The 932-nt window shown below is 74.5% G+C and carries 1 protein-coding gene and 1 pseudogene; both read right to left on the bottom strand.

All coding sequences use genetic code 11. The features are described from left to right. On the bottom strand, nt 1-458 hold a 458-nt coding region (locus ACJA3G_RS37720), incomplete at its 3' end, for a penicillin acylase family protein (RefSeq protein WP_406557506.1). Nucleotides 459-688: 230 nt separating this feature from the next. Continuing rightward, nucleotides 689-932 (bottom strand): annotated as a pseudogene (locus tag ACJA3G_RS37715) (penicillin acylase family protein); the annotation flags it as partial.

The following is a 932-nucleotide window of genomic DNA, read 5'->3' as shown; positions in this document are numbered from 1 at the left end:
GCCCAGCCGCGCATCAGCTCCCTCGACTGCCGGCTGGGCCCGGCGGGTGCGGGGGTGGCCAGCAGCTTCTCGACCGTACGGGAGTCGCGTACGGAGGTGAAGTACAGGTCGCTGGAGAGGTTCTTGGTGGCCGCCGAGAGCGAGCCGTCGGGGGCCGCGTCCGGGCCGAACCACTTCGACCGCTCCCCGCGCAGCGTGACGAACCCGTCGGCGAGGGTGCACACCTGGTCGGCGGCCTGGGCGTAGCCGGTGCCGAAGCCGAGGCCGGCGTAGTCGTCGGCGAGGATGTGCGGGATGCCGTACTCGGTGTAGCGGATGACGGCGGACAGGCCGCCGCCGGAGGGATGGTGTTCGCGGTCGCCGGGCGCGGCCGAGGCCGTCGGGGACAGCGAGGCCGAGGCGGTGAGCAGGGCGACACCGGCCAGCGCGAGGCGCTCGATCCGGGTGCGGGCACGGATGCGGGTGCGCGTACGGGTGGTGCTTCGGCCGGTTTCGGCGCCGTCGCTGGTACGGGCGGCGGTGCGGGCGCGGAGAGCCAACGTTCCTCCCAACTCGGGGGGCGACAGGGGTGGTTGCCCAGGACACACGAAGTGCCGCCAGCCACTCAGTCAGCCCGGCGCACGCCTGTCAACAGGCCGGCCGGTACGCGTCCGCACCCACCTGCCGCCGCCCGTCCCCCCGCCGCCCCCGCCCAGCCGCGCATCAGCTCCCTCGACTGCCGGCTGGGCCCGGCGGGTGCGGGGGTGGCCAGCAGCTTCTCGACCGTACGGGAGTCGCGTACGGAGGTGAAGTACAGGTCGCTGGAGAGGTTCTTGGTGGCCGCCGAGAGCGAGCCGTCGGGGGCCGCGTCCGGGCCGAACCACTTCGACCGCTCCCCGCGCAGCGTGACGAACCCGTCGGCGAGGGTGCACACCTGGTCGGCGGCCTGGGCG

The organism is Streptomyces sp. YS-3 (genome assembly GCF_045257485.1).
Taxonomy (GTDB): Bacteria; Actinomycetota; Actinomycetes; order Streptomycetales; family Streptomycetaceae; genus Streptomyces.
This window is presented reverse-complemented; position numbering and strand designations above follow the sequence as displayed.